Annotated in this window: 18 protein-coding genes; 10 read left to right on the plus strand and 8 right to left on the minus strand. The window is 63.7% G+C overall.

What is annotated here, in order from left to right:
• Window positions 1–117 precede the first annotated feature (117 nt).
• Window positions 118–663, plus strand: coding sequence for a hypothetical protein (locus VR74_RS18080; protein WP_299951223.1), 546 nt, complete (start codon window positions 118–120; stop codon window positions 661–663).
• A gap of 28 nt (window positions 664–691) precedes the next feature.
• Here the strand turns inward: VR74_RS18080 and VR74_RS18085 are convergent, their stop codons facing one another.
• The 5 genes from VR74_RS18085 to VR74_RS18105 form a co-directional block, all read right to left on the minus strand.
• Entirely contained in the window at window positions 692–1,177 is a 486-nt protein-coding gene (locus tag VR74_RS18085) for an NAD(P)H-dependent oxidoreductase (RefSeq protein ID WP_045699153.1), read from the minus strand.
• A gap of 83 nt (window positions 1,178–1,260) precedes the next feature.
• On the minus strand, window positions 1,261–1,617 hold the full coding sequence (locus VR74_RS18090; RefSeq protein ID WP_045699155.1) for a hypothetical protein: 357 nt from the start codon (window positions 1,615–1,617) through the stop codon (window positions 1,261–1,263).
• Window positions 1,618–1,817: 200 nt separating this feature from the next.
• Window positions 1,818–2,225 carry a GIY-YIG nuclease family protein gene (locus VR74_RS18095; protein WP_299951226.1) on the minus strand — a complete coding sequence of 136 codons (408 nt, stop codon included), beginning with the start codon at window positions 2,223–2,225 and terminating at the stop codon, window positions 1,818–1,820.
• Window positions 2,226–2,265: 40 nt separating this feature from the next.
• Window positions 2,266–3,261 carry a porphobilinogen synthase gene (gene hemB, locus VR74_RS18100; protein WP_045699157.1) on the minus strand — a complete coding sequence of 332 codons (996 nt, stop codon included), beginning with the start codon at window positions 3,259–3,261 and terminating at the stop codon, window positions 2,266–2,268.
• Between the two features lie 30 nt (window positions 3,262–3,291).
• Window positions 3,292–3,828, minus strand: a complete 537-nt coding sequence (locus VR74_RS18105) for a GNAT family N-acetyltransferase (RefSeq protein ID WP_299951229.1) — start codon at window positions 3,826–3,828, stop codon at window positions 3,292–3,294.
• 62 nt (window positions 3,829–3,890) lie between these two features.
• On the opposite strand from VR74_RS18105, the gene VR74_RS18110 reads away from it, so the two are divergent.
• A complete protein-coding gene (locus tag VR74_RS18110) occupies window positions 3,891–5,030 on the plus strand; it encodes an isobutyryl-CoA dehydrogenase (protein ID WP_045699159.1) in 1,140 nt (379 codons plus the stop codon).
• Window positions 5,031–5,080: 50 nt separating this feature from the next.
• Here VR74_RS18110 and VR74_RS18115 read toward each other — a convergent pair whose 3' ends face one another.
• Window positions 5,081–5,929 carry a type II CAAX endopeptidase family protein gene (locus VR74_RS18115; RefSeq protein ID WP_299951231.1) on the minus strand — a complete coding sequence of 283 codons (849 nt, stop codon included), beginning with the start codon at window positions 5,927–5,929 and terminating at the stop codon, window positions 5,081–5,083.
• Window positions 5,930–6,173: 244 nt separating this feature from the next.
• Between VR74_RS18115 and VR74_RS18120 the strand changes: the two genes are divergently transcribed.
• Window positions 6,174–8,705, plus strand: coding sequence for a zinc-dependent metalloprotease (locus VR74_RS18120; protein ID WP_299951234.1), 2,532 nt, complete (start codon window positions 6,174–6,176; stop codon window positions 8,703–8,705).
• Between the two features lie 162 nt (window positions 8,706–8,867).
• Here the strand turns inward: VR74_RS18120 and VR74_RS18125 are convergent, their stop codons facing one another.
• The gene (locus tag VR74_RS18125; RefSeq protein WP_299951237.1) at window positions 8,868–9,122 is read right to left on the minus strand and encodes a PilZ domain-containing protein; all 255 of its coding nucleotides are present in this window, start codon (window positions 9,120–9,122) and stop codon (window positions 8,868–8,870) included.
• A gap of 133 nt (window positions 9,123–9,255) precedes the next feature.
• Here VR74_RS18125 and VR74_RS18130 point away from each other — a divergent pair, with 133 nt between their 5' ends.
• The 5 genes from VR74_RS18130 (at window position 9,256) to VR74_RS18150 (ending at window position 13,145) form a co-directional block, all read left to right on the plus strand.
• Window positions 9,256–10,317 (plus strand): enoyl-CoA hydratase/isomerase family protein, encoded by a 1,062-nt coding sequence (locus tag VR74_RS18130; protein WP_045699161.1) that lies wholly within the window; start codon window positions 9,256–9,258, stop codon window positions 10,315–10,317.
• Between the two features lie 60 nt (window positions 10,318–10,377).
• On the plus strand, window positions 10,378–11,088 hold the full coding sequence (locus VR74_RS18135; protein WP_045699163.1) for a DUF805 domain-containing protein: 711 nt from the start codon (window positions 10,378–10,380) through the stop codon (window positions 11,086–11,088).
• Window positions 11,089–11,347: 259 nt separating this feature from the next.
• The gene (locus tag VR74_RS18140; RefSeq protein WP_299951240.1) at window positions 11,348–11,842 is read left to right on the plus strand and encodes a MarR family transcriptional regulator; all 495 of its coding nucleotides are present in this window, start codon (window positions 11,348–11,350) and stop codon (window positions 11,840–11,842) included.
• Between the two features lie 144 nt (window positions 11,843–11,986).
• Window positions 11,987–12,385: a VOC family protein gene (locus VR74_RS18145; protein WP_045699167.1), complete on the plus strand. Its 399-nt coding sequence runs from the start codon at window positions 11,987–11,989 to the stop codon at window positions 12,383–12,385.
• Window positions 12,386–12,452: 67 nt separating this feature from the next.
• The gene (locus tag VR74_RS18150; RefSeq protein WP_045699168.1) at window positions 12,453–13,145 is read left to right on the plus strand and encodes a hypothetical protein; all 693 of its coding nucleotides are present in this window, start codon (window positions 12,453–12,455) and stop codon (window positions 13,143–13,145) included.
• On the opposite strand, the gene VR74_RS18155 is transcribed toward VR74_RS18150, so the two are convergent.
• Window positions 13,142–13,723 carry a cytochrome c family protein gene (locus VR74_RS18155; RefSeq protein ID WP_045699170.1) on the minus strand — a complete coding sequence of 194 codons (582 nt, stop codon included), beginning with the start codon at window positions 13,721–13,723 and terminating at the stop codon, window positions 13,142–13,144. The two genes, VR74_RS18150 and VR74_RS18155, sit on opposite strands and share 4 nt — an antisense overlap.
• Before the next feature lie 138 nt (window positions 13,724–13,861).
• On the opposite strand from VR74_RS18155, the gene mutL reads away from it, so the two are divergent.
• Together mutL and VR74_RS18165 are read left to right on the plus strand one after the other, a co-directional pair.
• Window positions 13,862–15,724 (plus strand): DNA mismatch repair endonuclease MutL, encoded by a 1,863-nt coding sequence (gene mutL, locus VR74_RS18160; protein WP_045693344.1) that lies wholly within the window; start codon window positions 13,862–13,864, stop codon window positions 15,722–15,724.
• An 18-nt stretch (window positions 15,725–15,742) separates the two neighbouring features.
• The coding region (locus tag VR74_RS18165) for an alpha-hydroxy acid oxidase (protein ID WP_045699172.1) at window positions 15,743–16,863 on the plus strand (1,121 nt) is incomplete at its 3' end.

Genomic DNA, 16,863 nt, shown 5'->3' on the forward strand with positions numbered 1-16,863 from the left:
GCAATAAATTCCGGGGTCTGGCAGCCGGAATTTGCGTGCGTGCCTGCCGATGAGGCGTATTTTACTCACGATCTGATTTGTGTTCTGATTAGTATATAAAACGAATCGGGGGGCGGCATGAAAGGGATCTTGCCCATAGGGCTCGGTCTGGGTGGGGCGGTGATTGCGGTTGGGGCGGGAATCGGGATATGGATTGCGAGCGCAAGGCCGGATGCCGGGACCATGCCCGGCGCAGCCCACGCGCATATGGCAATGATCATGCAGCACGCAGACGAAGCGTCCTGGCGTATAGACTCGATATTGCCGACGCCGGAATATTGCACCGGCCTGTCGACGCGGTTCGTGTTTCGCATCTGCGATGGCGAGCCGCTTGATGGCCGTCCGTGGCCGGACTGGAAGCATGATGCCGAGCCGGCGGAGCAGGCCTGTATCCTCGGCCTGTTCCACCAGACCAATGCGCATGCCTATCGACTCAGGCAGGAGCAATATGTCGGCCTGGTGCCGGGCAATGAGCGCGTCTCTGCCTTCGTGTCAGACCTTTGTTCGGCCGTGACGTGGGCGGATGACATGAGCCGGGGTGACGACAAGCCGCTGCCGGACCTGATCCGTGCCTTCTATGCCGACCGAGCCGAATCCATGGTGACGCCGAGGCGGTCGTATTAGGGCGGTGTGAGCGCGGTTCTTTGCCTGCTCAGAACACGCCCATGGCGATGCCGGCGGCGAGGGCGGCGGCGAGATCGCGGCACCTGGCGAGATCGACTTCGGGGATGGTTTTTTCAGCGAGAATGTCTTCCGGCGTCTGGGCATGGGTGCAGACGATGAGCGGCGGCTGGACCTGTTTGAGGCGCCAGCCGGTGGCGATGCGGGCGGCCTGCTTGACGGCGCTTTCGCCATCAGACCCGGCGCAGACCATGAGGCCATAGGGGCGGCCTTCGATCTGTCCGAGGGCGGAGTAATAGCAACGGTCGAAAAATTCCTTCATCTCGCCGGACAGTGCGGCGAGGTTTTCCGGCGCGGCGAACAGGTAGCCATCGGCGGCGAGCAGGTCTTCCGGCGTGGCGTCGCGGGCGCGCCTCAGGATCGTTTCTGTCTCATCGCTGGCGGCGGCGCAGGCGGCCTCGGCCATCTGGCGCGTGCCGCCGGTGCGGGAATGGTAGACGATGAGGAGCTGGGGCATATCCGGGCAGGGTCCATTGGCGCAGCGCCAAGGCTAGCAGAAGGCGCGCGGGGGGAACAGGTGACTGCGCCCCCCGTGCCCTGCTATTGCATGGGCAGGTCCATGGCATCGAGGGAGCGTTCCAGGACGACGGTGCCGAGATGTTCGCCATAGAGGCGCATGGCGTATTCGAACATGGGCGTGCCCACTTCATTGAAGCCGACGCCGCAATTGCCGGAGGCATTGAGGCCGGCCGTCAGCATGAGCGAGCCCAGAACGCTGGTTGCCTCTTGCTTCTTCTCCTGCAGGGCCAGCAGCATGAGCTGTTTCATCTGGGAGATGTCAGCCTCTGTGGCGTGGCTGATCATGCAGGTGGCGACCTGTTCGGACCGGTCCTCGGCCCATGCGGGCGCGGCGGTGAGGCATGTGGCGGCAAGTCCAAGGCAAAGGGTGCGGATCATGGGAGGCTCCTGAATTGACCGGCGAGGGGTAGGCCGGGATCGTGTCAGGATTGAGATGGCACTGCGCGGATGAATGGGCGGTGAAGGGTGGCGTGGATTACGGATTTGTGAGGTTTGGGCGTGAGAAAGCGTCTCCGAAGCGCTCATGCTGAACGAAGTCGAAGCACGGGCGCGGGCGGGGCGGGTATGCGCTGTTGCGTTCATCCTTCAACTTCGCTCAGGATGAGTCTGGTGTGGGGGGGCGAGGACGAGTCCGGTTCATGTAGGGTGTCCGGGTGGGCGAGTTTGTGGAACTTTCCCAATTCCCGGATGGGCGGCGCGGTTTGCGATTTCGACAAGGTCTTGAGCCGGGTCCAGTCACCGAGAATGAAGGCTTCCGTCTTCGCCCGGCTCCAGCCTTTCATCTGGCGTTCGAAATTGACCATGCTGCCAGGGTCCGGGAACGCGCCAGCCCAGATCAGTTCAACAGGCCGGCGCCTGAACGTGAAGGCCTTGGGATCGATGCCTTCATTGTGCGCCCAGACGCGGTTTTCCACGTCGTCTCCCCTGTGGGAGCCGACATAGTATTTCCCGTCCGCACACAGCAGAAGATAGACCCAGAACGCCATGGCCGTCTTATAGCGCTCAGGATGAGTTCAGTGTGGGGGGCTAGCCCAGATTCTCCGCCGCCTCTTCCGCGAAGTAGGTGATGATGCCGCTTGCCCCTGCGCGTTTGAAGCACATGAGGGATTCCATCATGACGCGGTCGCCGTCGATCCAGCCGTTCTGGGCGGCGGCTTTTATCTGGGCGTATTCGCCGGAGACCTGGTAGGCGAGGGTGGGCACGCCGAAGGTGGCGGAGACGCGGTGGACAATGTCCAGATACGGAAGACCCGGTTTGACCATGACCATGTCGGCGCCTTCGGCGAGGTCGAGCGCAACCTCGCGCAGGGCTTCGTCGCTGTTGGCGGGGTCCTGCTGGTAGGTTTTCTTGTCGCCCTTGAGGGACTTGGCCGAGCCGATGGCGTCACGATAGGGGCCGTAGAAGCCGCTGGCATATTTGGCGGCATAGGCGAGGATCATCATATTGGTGAAGCCTTCCTCGTCGAAAGCCGTGCGGATGGCGCCGATGCGGCCATCCATCATGTCTGAGGGGGCGACACTGTCGGCCCCGGCGGCGGCGTGGGCGAGGGCCTGGATGCACAGCTTTTCGACGGTGGCGTCATTCGGGATGGTGCCGTCGGCATCGAGCAGGCCGTCATGGCCGTGGCTTGTATAGGCATCGAGGGCGACATCGGTGATGAGGCCGATTTCGGGGGCGGCATCCTTCATGGCGCGCAGGGCGCGGGGGACGAGGCCGTCAGGGTCGAGCGCGCCGGAGCCGGTCTCGTCTTTCCCCTCGGGGCCAATATAGGGGAAGATGGCGATGGCGGGGATGCCGAGCGCGCTGGCGCGTTTGGCCGTGAGGGCGGCCTCGGCGACGCTGAGCCGGTCTATGCCCGGCAAGGAGCCGACGGGCACGCGGCCTTCGCCATCATGCACGAATATGGCCCAGACGAGATCGGCGGGCGTGAGCGTGTTTTCGGCGACGAGGCTGCGGATCCAGGGGGACTGGCGCAGGCGGCGCATGCGGGTGGCGGGGAAGGATTGGGGGAACTGGGTCATGGGCGGATAGATGCGGCAAATCGGGGGCCGCTACAACCACTTCACCTTGCGTATCATGAAGCAGCGCTGCGACACATCGAGGCTGGCGGCCTGGACGCTTTCGAGGTCGCGCATCCAGCCGGCCATTTTCGCCTGCGGAATCTCGCGGAAACCGAGGCTGCGATAGTACGGCCCGTTCCATGCGAGGTCGCGGAAGGTGGACAGCGTGATGCAGCGCAGCTTGCGGGTGCGCGCCTCGCCGGCAACCCGGGCGATCAGGGCGCGACCGAGGCCCCGGCGGCCATGGTCCGGGTGGACGCTGATCTGGTCGAGATAGAGCGTTCCGCCGCGCTGGGAGGTGAGGGCAAAGCCGACGGGCCGGCCCTTGCGGTCGCGGGCGACGAGCAGGTCGTTCTCCTCAAGGGCGTGTTCGAAGACTTCCGCGGGGACATGGTCGGCGAGGGCCTCCTCGGACAGGAGCCCGGTATCGGCAAACAGCCCGCCAGCGGCCAGATCGACCGCGATCAGGGCCGGGATTTCATCCCTGGCCGACCGAGTGATCGAATAGTCTTCGGGGAGGCTTTGCATTGACTCTCGCTGCGGCTGTTTGTCATTGGTCTGGTTTCTAGTCAGTCAGGGACGAAAAGCCAATGAGCGCAATGTTTACCGATGAGCAGGCCATGATCCGTGACATGGCGCAGAAATTTGCCAAAGACCGCCTGCTGCCGCATTCGGAAGCCTGGGACCGGGACAGCCATTTCCCGGTCGATGTGATCCGGGACGCGGCGGAACTCGGCTTTGCGGGCATCTATGTGAAGGAGGATGTCGGCGGATCGGGCCTGACGCGGACCGATGCGGCGCTGATCTTCGAGCAGCTGTCCTATGGCGATGTGTCGACGGCAGCGTTCATCTCGATCCACAATATGGCAAGCTGGATGGTGGACACGTTCGGGTCTGAGGCGCAGCGCAAGGCCTGGCTGCCGCGGCTGACCTCGATGGAGCTGATTGCGAGCTATTGCCTGACCGAGCCGGGCGCGGGATCGGACGCGGCGAGCCTGAAGACGAAGGCGGTGAAGGATGGCGACGATTATGTCATCACCGGCACCAAGCAGTTCATCTCCGGCGCCGGCACATCGGACGTGTACGTATTGATGGCGCGCACATCGGATGATGGCGCAAAGGGCGTGTCGGCCTTCATTATCGAGAAGGATACGCCGGGCCTCAGCTTTGGTGCGAATGAGCGCAAGATGGGCTGGAAGAGCCAGCCGACGGCGCAGGTGATCCTCGATGGCGTGCGCGTGCCGTCGGCGAACCGGATCGGCGAGGAGGGGCATGGCTTCCGCTTTGCGATGGCGGGCCTCGATGGCGGGCGGCTGAACATTGCGGCCTGCGCGCTGGGCGGGGCGCAGCTGGCGCTGGACAAGGCGGTGGCCTATGCGAAAGAGCGCATGCAGTTCGGCAAGGCGCTGGCGGAATTCCAGTCGATGCAGTTCAAGCTGGCCGACATGGAGACCGAACTGCAGGCGGCGCGCGTGATGCTGTACGAGGCGGCGGCGCGGCTCGACGGCAAGACGCCGGATGCGACGCGCTGGTGCGCGATGGCGAAGCGGTTTGTCACGGACACGGCGTTCAATGTGGCCAATGACGCGCTGCAGGTGCATGGCGGCTATGGCTATCTGGCCGACTATGGCGTGGAGCGCATCGTGCGTGACCTGCGCGTGCACCAGATCCTCGAAGGCACGAACGAGATCATGCGGGTGATCATTTCGCGGGATATGTTGAAGGGGTGATTGGCGGGTAACTTTGACCGCCGATACTGAGCGTCAAGAAATGGTGTTTCTCAGAACCCTTCGGACTTCGCTTTTCGCCAGTAGACGATGGCAAAGGCGGTCACGACAAGCGGGACCATGAGTCCAAATTCATCGATCCACATCTGTGTGGCCTCGGTTGTCACAGTGAGGGGCGTGAAGATCTTCTGGATGAAGATATTATGGGCGGCGTGAAACATGACGGCGGGCCAGAGGCTGCCGGACTTGAATGTGAAATACGTCATGATCACGGACATGCTTGTTATCATGAGCGTGAAGCATGCGACCTGGAACAGGGGGTCACCGCCGCCATACTTGATGACAATGGGATAGTGCCAGGCTGCCCATATCAGGCCGCTGACGATGGACACGGTGCCAAATGGCATGACTTTGCGAAGTTCCCAGACAAGAAAGCCGCGCCAGCCAATCTCTTCCCCGGCAATTGAGCCGAGGGATTTGATAAACTGGACGCTGGCCAGCAGACCGATCATGACAAGCATCGACAAGGCAGGCGCATTCGGCGGAAAGCCAAGTTCCGCAGACCATTCGGAAATGGTCTCAGGATTCAACGGCACCCCGAGACCGAATGTCCAGATCAGGCCATAAGCCAATGCGACATAGATCAACGGAATCAGGTAGGCCTGAAAATTGCTGCGCCAGTTTCCCCACGCCCATGGCAGGCTGGAGATTGTGCGGCCCCTGATCTTTTGAGTCACCAGGGCGGCGATCGCCGGACACACCATTAATGTGCCTATGTAGAGGCTGGTGGGGTTAAGCTCGAGGATCGCATAATGCGCAATCGCGCTGAGGCAGCATACGATTACCAGGAATATCGAAATCGTTATCCAGGCATCACGGCGATCTGTCGGTGAATATGTCATTGGCAGAGGCATATCGATTTTCAATAAACTGTCCAGTGCCTTTTATAAGAAGGTCGCTTTCACGCGACGGTCTCGACGCTGGTGCGACAATGAAGAGGATGACAGGGCTCCTGTGTCGTTGAGGATGAAGGGGCATTGCCCGCCAAGTTCAGGGCTGTTTCCAGAGCTGTCCACCGGAAACGATTTGAACCTTTCGGCCAATTGCGGCAGCGTAGGAACAGCCAGCGATTCCCGGAGAGAATTCATGCGTCTTGTTGCCTCGCTATTGCTTGCGGTTTTTGCCGTGTTTCCGGTGGCGTGTGCCGCGCAGCCGAAAGCGGCGGTTGCCGCAGAGGCGCCGGGTGGGGCGGACTGGGCGAGTGCGACAAGGGGGCTGACGCTGAAGGCGGGCTTTCTTGATCTCTATGTGGACGCCAAGCGCGGGCGCGTGCTGGCGGCGTTTCCGGCGCCGGACGCGGAAGGCGTGTCGCTGCGGGCGATTCATGCATCGTCGCTGACGGCAGGGCTCGGGTCCAACCCGATTGGCCTCGACCGCGGCTATTTCGATGGCGGGCAGATCCTGGCGTTCCGGCGCATTGGCAAGAAGGTGATCGCGGAGAAGGAAAACTGGACCTATCGGGCGAGCGCCGACAATGCGCTGGAGCGCAAGGCGGTGCGGGAATCCTTTGCGCGCTCGTTCATCTGGGCCGGGGAGATCATTTCGGAATCGCCTGAGGGCGCCTTGCTGGTGGACCTGTCGGGCTTCCTGACGCGCGATGCGCTGGATGTGCGCGGCGCGCTGAAGGGCCATGACGATGGTGGGGAGTTCTCGATCGCGGAAGACCGGTCGATGCCGGACGTATCGCAGGCGCTGAGCTTTCCCGACAATGCCGAGTTTGATGCCTTCCTGACACTGACAAGTGATACGCCGAAATCGCAGGTTGTGGCGACGGCGGCGGACGGACGGGCCTTCACGCTGGTGCAGCACCAGTCGCTGGTGCGCCTGCCGGACGATGGTTATCGCCCGCGCATGTTCGATCCGCGCAGCGGGGCGATTGATGTCGGCTTCTATGATTTCTCCGCGCCGCTGTCTGGCAGCGTGCGCCAGTCATTCGCGCGCCGTTTCCGGCTGGAGAAGCAGGACCCCGCGGCGGCGAGCAGCCCGGCAAAGGCGCCACTGGTTTTCTATGTCGATTCCGGCGCGCCGGAGCAGATCCGGCAGGCGCTGATCGAGGGCGCGATGTGGTGGGCCGATGCCTTTGCAGCGGCGGGCTTTCCGGACTCCTATCGCGTGGAGGTGCTGCCGGAAGGCGCGCACCCGCTGGACGTGCGTTACAACATGATCCAGTGGACGCACCGGCAGACGCGGGGCTGGTCGTATGGCGGCGGCGTGTATGATCCGCGCACGGGCGAAATGCTGAAGGCTAATGTCATCCTGGGCAGCCAGCGCGTTCGGCAGGATCGGATGATCTTCGAGGGGCTGGCCGGCACGGACAAGACCGGCACCGGCGCGGCGGATGACCCGGTCGAGCTGTCACTGGCGCGTATCCGCCAGCTGTCTGCACATGAGGTGGGGCATACGCTGGGCTTTGCGCATAATTTTGCGGCTTCCAGCAATGATCGCGCCTCAGTGATGGATTATCCGGCGCCGCTGGTGACGGCGCGGCGCAATCGCACGCTGGATTTCTCGCAGGCCTATGCGGTGGGCATCGGGGAATGGGACAAGGCGGCGGCCGCCTGGCTTTATGCGCAGTATCCGGAGGGAAGTGATGGCAAGGCTGAGGGCGAGGCGGTGCTGCTGGCGGCCTATGAAAGCGGGCTGCGGTTCGTGGATGATGCGCAGGGGCGCAGCGTGGGAACGGCTCACCCGTATGCAAGCGTCTGGGACAATGGCGGCGATCCTGTGGCGACGCTGAACGAGACCATGCACGTCAGGCAGATTGCGCTCGGCCGGTTCGGGCTTGGCAATATCGGGGCGGGAGAGGGCGTGCCGAAGCTGCGCGAAGTGATCGTGCCGCTTTACCTTTATCATCGCTACCAGGTGAATGCGGCGGCAAAACTGGTTGGCGGGTATGATTTCCGCTATTCCGTGCGCGGAGATGGCGGCGAGACGGGCGCGCCGGTACCGGCGGACCGTCAGCGTGCTGCGCTGGCTGCGCTGGTGGCGACGCTCGATCCGGCGGTGCTGGACCTGCCGGACGCGACGCTGAACCTGCTCAACACGCCGCTGGATGCGTTTTCCGGTTCAGCCTCCGGCGGGGAGTTTTTCCCGGGCGCGACAGGCGCCATGTTCGACCTGGTCACAGCGGCCGATACCGCCGCGTCGCAAACGCTGGAAGCGCTGTTGCATCCGTCACGGGCGGCGCGCCTGATCGAGACGCAGCGGCGGGATGCAGGGGCGCTGAGCTATGAAGACGTGCTGGCCAGCGTGGAGGCGGTGGTGTTCGCCGCACCGGCCACGCCGCGGCAGGGTGATATCCTGCGCCGGGAGCAGGTGCGCTATGCCTCGCTGCTGATCGACCTGGCGGCGAATGGCGGGGCGACGCCGGAAGTGGCCGCGCGGACGAATGCCTATCTCGGCGCACTTGGCGGGCGCATCGCCGTGAAGGGGCAGGGCGCTGATGCCGCAACGCGCGGCGATATCATCCGGCGCATCACGGCTCATCTGAGCCAGCCTGCCGCGCCAGCCTCTCCGGCTGTGCCGGTAACCGACGTGCCGCCCGGCAGCCCGATTGGCTCGGACATGGGCGAGTCATGCTGGCATTGTGATACGGTGGTCGCGGCGCCGAGGCGCTAGGCGGCGCCTGATGCGCCTGCTGGCCCGGCGTTTTGGGAGCGCTCATCCTGAGCGAAGTCGAAGCACGGGCGCGGGCGGGGAGGGGGTGCGCCGCCTCCTTCATCCTTCGACTTCGCTCAGGATGAGTACGGTGTGTGGGGCGAGGGTTTTTGGCGGGTCTGGCTAGTCGATCTTGAATTCGACGCCGATTTCGCGGCCGCTTTGCCAGCGGCGGATGCAGGTGCGGGGGCGTTTGAACTGGGGCATGTGCATGACGAACTGCTCGGGAAGGGTGGTGCCTTCCGGTGTCACGATGCGCGCACCGCCGGGGGATACGTCGCGAATTTCGCAGGCCAGACGCTTGAAGAGGCCGAGCCGGATCATGCCGTTCTCTGTCAGGCTGGTGCGGCTTCCCCTGCGATTCATGGTCGTATTCATCGTCGATCCTCTCGGACGCAACGGTAAGCGATTGTGCGTCCAGAAGGTAAGATGACAGAAACTGGTAAACGGATATTGCTGTGATAAGTGCAGTTTTGAAGCATTCGAAAAAGAAACGAAAAAGGACGCGCCGATGACTGAAGATGTTCGGATCACCGCCCGGAAACGACTGGGGCGTATTACGCTGACGCGGCCCGCAGCCCTGCATGCGCTGAATGCCCCGATGTGTGAGAGCATCCTGTCGGCGCTGGAGCGGTGGGCGGGCGATCCGACCATTCATCTCGTCATGATCGAGCATGAGGAAGGTACGCGGGGCTTCTGCGCGGGCGGGGACATTCGCATGCTGGCCGAAAGCGGGGCGGGCGATGCAAGTGAGGCGCGGGCCTTCTTCAATGTGGAATACAGGATGAACGCGGCGCTGGAGGCGTTTCCCAAGCCCGTGCTGGCGATCATGGACGGGGTGACGATGGGCGGCGGCGTGGGCCTGTCAGTGCATGGATCGCACAGTGTGGCGACCGAGCGGACCGTGTTTGCCATGCCGGAAACGGGGATTGGCCTGTTCCCGGACGTCGGCGGGGGCTGGTTCCTGCCGCGCCTGTCCGGCGCGCTGGGCACATGGCTGGCGCTGACAGGGGCGCGGCTGAAGGGCGCGGACGTGGCGGCGGCGCGTGTGGCGACGCATTTCATGCCGTCCGAGCTGGTGCCCAACCTGAAGAAGCAGATCGAAGGGGCCGATTTCTCGGTCGATGCCGCCGATCTGCTGAACGAGATCCTGCGCGCCGTGAGCCATGCGGTGCCGGCGGGGAGTTTCGAGGCGCACCGGGAGATCCTCGACCGCTGCTTCGCGCCGGACACGGCTGAAGGGATCATCGCCGCGCTCGAGGCCGATGGCAGCGACTGGGCGGGCGAACAGGTGGCTGTGTTGCGCACCAAGTCTCCCGAGACCGTGAAAGTGGCCTTGCGCCAGTTGCGCGAAGGGGGGCGGCTGGAGCGTTTCGAGGACAATATGCGGATGGAATACCGGATCGGGTGGCGCAAGGTGCAGAGCGCGGACTTCCTGGAAGGTGTGCGGGCGGTGATCGTGGACAAGGACAATGCGCCGAAATGGTCGCCCGCGCGCCTTGAGGATGTGACGGAGGTCGACGTTGCGCGCTATTTCGAGCCCCTTGGCGCGGACGAACTTCAATTCGATTGAGACTGGACAAGCCGTTTGCAATTCGGCCAGAAACCCCTTGGGCAGCTGAGGGAGACAAGCATGCGCGGAGAGGTTCTGAAATCCGATGGCCCGGATGGGGCCGGCCTGATCCTGGGTGAAGATGGCATGCGCTATCAGTTCTCGCAGGTGCAGGTGCGCAATGGCGCCGTGCTGCAACCGGGCCGGACGGTGGATTTCGTCGGCATGGGTGAAGAGGCGCGCGACATCTATGCGCTGGGGGCGGCAGCCGCACCGGCGCAGCCTGCGCCCGCCCAGCCGGCCTATGCGGGCGCGGCGCCGATGATGCCGACGGCGAGCTATGCGGCAGCGGTACCGCTGAAGGGTGACGGGCTGTGGACCTATTTCACGCGGGCCCTGACAAAGAACTATTTCCAGTTCAACGGGCGTGCCCGCCGGTCTGAGTATTGGGGCTATACGCTTTTCGTCATCCTGACCTTTATCGTGGCCCTGGTCGTTGACGGGATCCTGAGCGTCGCGTTCTACGGGACGACCGAATATGGGGATCCCCAGTTCATTCCGATCCTGACGATACTGTTCGGGCTCTACCAGATCATCCCGTCCATCGCTATCACCGTGCGGCGCCTGCACGACCAGGACCTGAGCGGCTGGCTGTACCTGATCAGTTTCGTTCCCTATGTCGGTGGCTTGATCCTGCTCGTCTTCATGATCCTGGACAGCAAGCCCGCGCCGAACAAGCATGGGCCCAGCCCCAAGTATATGGGCGTAACGACGGCCGATACTTTCGCCTAGTTCTGCCGCGCGTCCAAGTTTACCAAGTATTCACCATGCATTGATGGCCGCCCCCACACGCGGGGCGACCAAAATTCGCGTGCAGGGCGTAAAACTGGCGTGATTTGGCGGTAAAACACGTTACGCGGCAGTAACGGTTAATGCATTTGACCATTTGTTAACATTCTACACTTGAAGCGGGAGCATGATTATCAAATAATTAGGATTGATCGCGTAAATCTACTCAAACTACAACAAAAGTTGAGTGATGGTGGAAGTAATGATGATCTCCGATATGCAGGAAACTGCACCCCTTTCCGTTGGCGAGTCTTTTCTCAAGTCTCTGTCCCTTCTTGAACAGGCGCATCGCCGTCTTCACGACGTCGTCAAGGACGACCTCGAGCGCGGTGGTGAACGGTCGCTGACCGGCGTCCAGGCCCTGCTGATCTACGAGATTGGCGATGACGAAGCGCCCGCTTCGGTCCTGCGGGCCCGCGGTGCCTTTGCCGGCACGAGCCTGTCCTACAACGTCAAGAAACTGCAGGAGGGCGGCTACCTGATCCAGACCCGCTCTGAAGACGACAAGCGTACTGTGACGCTGCGCCTGACCGAGCGTGGCCTCAAGGTGCGCGACCGTGTCGCCAACCTGTTCGAAAAGCAGGCAACGGCCCTTGAGCCAACGGCGAGTGTTCGCCACGACGACCTGTCGCAACTGAACAAGACCATTTCGCGCCTCGAGCGCTTCTGGTCCGACCAGATCCGCTTTCGCCTCTAAGCGGACAACGCGATCATTCGCGTCCCCTGAAAAGCCCTCGCCACCCTGGCGGGGGCTTTCTTTTGGGCGAAAGCCGGTGATGGCGCTTGACCTCAACCGAGGTTGAGGCGGGATAGGTCACGCTCCACACATCAGGGAGCAGACATGACAGTTGAAGACGCCACGATCCGGATTGCCCGGCCCACCGATAATCTTGATGCCCTGTTGCCCTTCTATCGCGACGGGCTGGGCTTTGAAGTCCTTTACGCGTTTCGCGGGCATGGTGATTTCGATGGCATCATGCTCGGCCATCCGGGCGCGCCGTATCATCTCGAGTTCACAAGGGCGCATGGTCATGCGGCCGGACGCGCGCCTACCGAGGACAATCTGCTGCTCTTTTACCTGCCGGAGCCTGAGCGGTTCGATGCGGCCGTGCAGCGCATGCGTGGGGCGGGGTTCAGCCCGGTGCGCGCCTTCAATGCCTATTGGGACGTGAAGGGGGTCACATTCGAGGATCCTGACGGCTATCGCATCGTGCTGCAGAACGCGGCCTGGGACGTCTGATGCAGCGATTTCCGTCGGCGCCAGAATCTTCTGGGCGATCGCGGATCTTTCCCTTAGGTTTTCAACCATGCGGGGATTGGGGGCTGTTCTTGTTGGCGCGCTTGTCGTGGCCATACCGGCCGAGGCCGGGCCATGGGCGCGTGATGCCGGCGGCTTCTATGTGCGCGGCCTCGTCTCGGCGGAAACGCTGGGCGGACTGGATGGCATGCGGGCCGATACCTATGGCGAATACGGGCTGACCGACCGCCTGACGCTGACGGGCAAGACCGAGGCGGTTTTCTATGAAGACAGTATCGGGGCGATCGACCGGCAGTCCTATCGCGTGTCGCTGCGGCGCCAGCTCTGGTCGCGCAAGGGATTCACGTTTGGCGCCGAGGCGGGGGCCGTCTATGGCAACGCGATTGCCGGCACGTTCGGCTGCGATGAATGGGGCGGTGAGGCGCGGGTCAGCGGCGGCTATTCAGGCGTGCGCAAGTCGCTGGGATTCTATCTGTTCAGCGACGTCGCGCTGATCAGCCATCAGGATGGATGCCTGCGCCGCAGGGCGGAATTCGGCTATGGTGCTGACGTGTCCGACCCGATATTCGTGACCCAGCAGGTCTGGCTGGAGCGCAGCAATGACAGCGCCGACTTGAACAAGTTCGAGAGCCAGGTCGGCTATCATTTCGGGCATTTCGACGTATCGGTCGGATACCGCGAGGAATTTGGCGGGATCTATGAGGAGAATGCCTACCTCATCGCGCTGGCGACGCGCCGCTAGGGCGCGGGCGTCTCTTCCGTTTCCGGGGCTTCATAGCCGGTTTCCAGCATAAGGTAGGCGATCAGGGCAAGCCGGTCTTCAGGCCTGCGCACGCCGGCAAAGCTCATCCGGTTGCCCGGCAGGAATGCGCGCGGATTGGCCAGCCATTCATCGAGATGGCCCGGCTCCCAGATGAAGTCGGCTTCCATCAGCGCGTCAGAATAGACAAAGCCTTCCAGCGTGCCGATTTCGCGGCCAAACAGGCCGTGCAGGTTGGGGCCGACCAGGTTGCCGGCGCCCTCGGCAGTGAGATGGCAGGAGACGCACAGCTTGAACGTGCGCTTGCCGAGCGCGTAGTCCGCGGTGTTGTAAGGGGCCGGGAGGCTGGCGAACTCGGCGTTCGGTTCGCCGACTGGTGCAGCAGCGGGCGTGGCGACTGGATCCGCGACAGGCGTTGCGGCAGGGGCGGGCGCCGCTTCTGTCGCCGGCGTGGTGGCTGCAGGTGTGCTCTGAGTTTCGGCCTCTGTGCCCGAACCGCCACAAGCGGTCAGGAAGGCAATGACGGAAAACGCGGCGGCTGACTTGAGCAGTGGCGGCATGACGCAAGAATCCTTTTCAAACGGGTCTCAGCCCATTGTGTGCCTTCGCCGGGACCGTTGCAACCGTCCGGGCTCGCGACACATTGCACGACTGATGCTGCCCGCGACAAAGCCTGCGGGCTGGTCTACTATTGTTCCATGCCTGATTCCGTTCGCCCGAAGCCCCAGATCCGCCGGTTGCCGCCCGATGTGGTCAACCGCATCGCGGCTGGCGAAGTGGTGGAGCGCCCTGCCGCCGCCGTGAAGGAACTGGTCGAGAACGCGCTCGATGCCGGGGCGGCGCGTGTGGCAATTGCCATTGAAGAGGGCGGCCTGAAGCGCATCACCATCGAGGATGACGGATGCGGCATGTCGGCTGACGACCTTCTGGTGGCGCTGGAGCGGCATGCGACGTCCAAGCTGTCGCCGGGCGCAGACGGGCGGGTCGACCTGTTGAACATCCACACGATGGGGTTCCGGGGAGAGGCCCTGCCATCGATCGCATCGGTCAGCCGGATGACGCTGACCTCGCGGGCGGCGGGAGAAGATGCGGCCGACGTGTTCGTCGAGGCGGGGCGGATCGAGGGGCCGCGGCCGGCCGCCTTCACCGGGCGGGGCGAGACGGGCACGCGGATCGAGGTGCGCGACCTGTTCCATGCCACGCCGGCGCGGCTGAAATTCATGAAGGGCGAACGGGCGGAGACGATGGCCGTGTCCGATGTCGTCAAGCGGCTGGCCATGGCCAACCCCACTGTGGCGTTCAGCCTGGAAAGCAATGGGCGCAGCCTGTTCCGCCATGCGGCCGAACCGGAGGGCGAAGACGGGCAGCTGGCGCGCCTTGGCGCGATCATGGGGCGCGACTTCCGCGACAATGCCGTGGCGATTGATGCCGAACGCGAGGGGGTGCGGCTGACCGGGTTTGCCGGCCTGCCGACGCTCAATCGCGGCAATGCCCAGATGCAGTTCATGTTCGTCAATGGCCGCCCGGTGAAGGACCGGATGCTGAACGGGGTCATCCGCGCGGCCTATCAGGACTTCCTGGCGCGAGACCGGCACCCGATGGCGGCCCTGTTCGTGGATCTCGACCCGGAATATGTCGATGCGAACGTGCACCCGGCGAAGACGGAAGTGCGTTTCCGCGATGCGGGGAATGTACGGGGATTGATGATCGGCGCGCTGCGCCATTCGCTGGCGGCGGCGGGGCACCGGGCCTCGACGACCGTGGCTGGGTTTGCGCTTGGCCGGGCAAGGCCGGAGGCGCCGATGCCGACGGGTGCGCTGTTCCAGTCGCGGGCAGGGTCCGGCGGAGGGCATGTTGCGCCCATCCAGCGGGCCGAAACGTATGAGCGCAGGGGCCATGCCGAAGCGCCGTCGGAGCCTTATGACTATAGCGATGCCCCCACGGCGCGGGTGGAATACGTGCCGGATGCGCCGCAGGCGGACTTTCCGCTTGGCGTGGCGCGGGCGCAGCTGCACGAAACCTATATCGTGTCGCAGACGGCCGATGGTATCGTGATCGTTGACCAGCATGCGGCGCATGAGCGGCTGGTCTATGAGGACATGAAGCGCCAGATGGCGGCGGGCGGCGTGAAGCGGCAGGCGCTGCTGATACCGGATGTCGTGGAGCTGACCGAGGACGAGGCGGCGCGCGTGCTTGAGCGGGCAGGCGAGCTGGCCGAGCTGGGGCTGGAGATTGAAGCGTTTGGCGCTGGCGCGGTATGCGTGCGGGCGACGCCGGCCCTGTTCGGCGAGATGGATGCCATTGGCCTGATCCGCGACCTGGCGGATGACTTTGCGGAGTATGATGCCGGGCTGGCGCTGAAGGAGCGGTTCGAGGAAGTCATGGGCAACATGGCGTGCCGCGGATCGGTGCGGGCCGGACGGCGCCTGACGGGTGAGGAGATGAACGCGCTGCTGCGCCAGATGGAGGCGACGCCGCATTCCGGCCAGTGCAATCACGGGCGCCCGACCTATGTGGAGCTCAAGCTGGCGGACGTTGAGCGCCTGTTCGGGCGGCGCTGAACCGGGGGGGAGGGTGACATGAGAGCGGCTGAGGCGATCAATATAAATGATTTGCGGACACTGGCCCGGAAGCGCCTGCCGCGCATGGTGTTCGACTATATCGATGGCGGGGCCGAGGACGAGCTGACGCTGCGGCGGTCGGTGGACCGGTTCTGCGATTACGAATGGGTGTGGAATTCGCTGGTGGATGTATCGGCGATCCGGACGCAAACGCTTGTGTTCGGCCAGCCGAGCGCGCAGCCCTTCTTTGTGTCACCGACGGCGGCGTCGCGTCTGTTTCACCCGATGCAGGGCGAGCTGGCGACGGCCCGCGCGGCGCAAGCGGCTTGTGTGCCTTATTCCGTATCGACGCTGGCCAGCCATACGATTGAAGACATTGCAAAGGCCGCGCCGACGATCCCCAAGATCATTCAGGTCTATGTCTGGAAGGATCGCGGCCTGGTGCGCGACTTTCTCGCGAGGGCCAAGGCGGCAGGCTATACGGGCTGTGTACTGACGGTTGATGCGACGGTGGCCGGGCAGCGCGAGCGCGATCCGCGCAATGGTTTTTCCATTCCTCCGTCCGTGAACGTCAAGACGGCGACGCAGGCGCTGGCGCGCCCCGGCTACCTGTTCGATCTGGCCCGCTCACCCAAGATCGGGCCGGCGAACTTTCAGGGTGTGGACACGGGTGGACGCGATGTCATGGGCGTGATCAACGAGCTGTTTGATCGCACGATGACATGGAAGGACGCCGAATGGATGGCGCAGGAATGGGGCGGGCCATTCGCGGTGAAAGGCATCAGTACCGCAGAGGATGCACGCAAGGCGGTGGATTCCGGGGCCAGCGTGGTGTGGCTATCAAACCATGGCGGCCGCCAGATCGACACGTCGGTTCCGGTGGTGGACCTGGTGCCGGACGTCCGCGCGGCGGTCACGGACAGGATCGAAGTGATCGCCGATGGCGGCGTGAGGCGGGGCAGCCATGTGCTGAAACTGATCGCGCAGGGGGCGACCAGCGTGGCGCTGGGGCGGGCGTGCCTCTACGGGCTGGCAGCAGGCGGCGAGGCGGGTGTCACGCGGGCGCTGGACATTCTTGCGGCAGACGTGGCCCGCCTGCTGGCCCTGCTGGGCGTGCCGGATATGAAAGACCTGGACGG

It is taken from the genome of Hyphomonas sp. BRH_c22, from assembly GCF_000961795.1.
GTDB lineage: Bacteria > Pseudomonadota > Alphaproteobacteria > Caulobacterales > Hyphomonadaceae > Hyphomonas.